The sequence below is a fragment of the Pseudomonas sp. GM74 genome (assembly GCF_000282455.1).
GTDB lineage: Bacteria > Pseudomonadota > Gammaproteobacteria > Pseudomonadales > Pseudomonadaceae > Aquipseudomonas.
Map to the genome: position 1 here is coordinate 1 of NZ_AKJG01000029.1, position 1,244 is coordinate 1,244.

The window sequence follows — 1,244 nt, forward strand, 5'->3', positions numbered from 1 at the left end:
CGCCGGCCACTGGCAGTGGCTGCCACTGGAGTGGAAAGCCCTGTGACGGCATTGATCCGAAGTCTCGGCCTGCTGGCGTTGTTGCTGAGCACGGGTGCCCGGGCTGTCGAGGCGCCATCGCTCGACCCGCAGCAATCCCAAGTGTTTCGTGCCTGGTTCGTGCGCATCGCCCAGGAGCAACTGAGCCGGGGGCCGAGCCCCCGTTGGTATCAGCAAGACTGCGCCGGACTGGTGCGCTTCGCCGCTAACGAAGCGCTGAAAGTCCATGACGACAAATGGCTGCGCAGCAATGGCCTGTCCAATCGCTACCTGCCGCCGGAGCTGCAACTGAGCGACGCCCAGCGCGGTCTTGCCCAGCAATGGCAGCAGGGCGGTGGCAAGGTCGGGCCGTACGTCAATGCGATCAAATTGATCCAGTTCAACAGCCATCTGGTCAGCCGCGATGTGTCACAGGCACGCCCTGGCGACCTGATGTTTTTCGATCAGGGTGACGACCAGCACCTGATGATCTGGATGGGCCGCTACATCGCCTATCACACCGGCACCAGCACACCCACCGACAACGGCATGCGTTCGGCAAGCCTGCAGCAACTCATGACATGGAAGGACACCCGATGGATACCCGATGCAGCCAACCCCAACTTCATCGGCGTCTATCGACTGAATTTTCTCTCCCAATGACCGGTGCCCGCATGCTGCGTTTTCTGTCTCTGATGTTGGTATTGGTGCTGTCGATTTCGGCGGCAAACGCCGAAGACTCGGTCCCGGCCAGCGGCTATGCGCCGGTGACCGGCGAGAGTTTTTTCCTGCTGGCCGACAGCAGCTTTGCCAGCGATGAACAGGCGATGGTGCGACTCGAAGCGCCGGGCCGCGACTATCGCCGGTTTCGCATGGAGCCCTACGGCGGCGCAGACATTCGGGTGTATCGCATCGACAAACCGCTGGATTTCCTCAAGCGCCAGAAGAACCTGCATCGAGTGGTCAGCGATGGCCAGTTCAAGGGTGAAGGCCTGTCCAATACCCTCGCTTATCTGTGGGACAACTGGTATCGCAAGTCCCGTCGGGTGATGCAGCGGGCGTTTTCCTACGAGTCGCGTAAACAAGTCACCGAGGAAGTGCCGGAGCTGAAGATGGGCAACGCGATGGCCGCGCCAACGCCCTACGATGCGCAGCCGCAATTCGCGCTGATACCGGGTTTGCCGGTGGTCAGCCAGTTTCGTTATCCGTTGTGGCAGGGCAAGCCG

The 1,244-nt window shown here is 61.3% G+C and carries 1 protein-coding gene and 1 pseudogene; both read left to right on the plus strand.

Annotated elements, in window-relative coordinates:
- Positions 1-42 precede the first annotated feature (42 nt).
- Entirely contained in the window at positions 43-681 is a 639-nt protein-coding gene (locus PMI34_RS22490; RefSeq protein ID WP_032829410.1) for a DUF1175 domain-containing protein, read from the plus strand.
- Between the two features lie 11 nt (positions 682-692).
- Positions 693-1,244: pseudogene (locus tag PMI34_RS22485) on the plus strand (alpha-2-macroglobulin family protein); the annotation flags it as partial.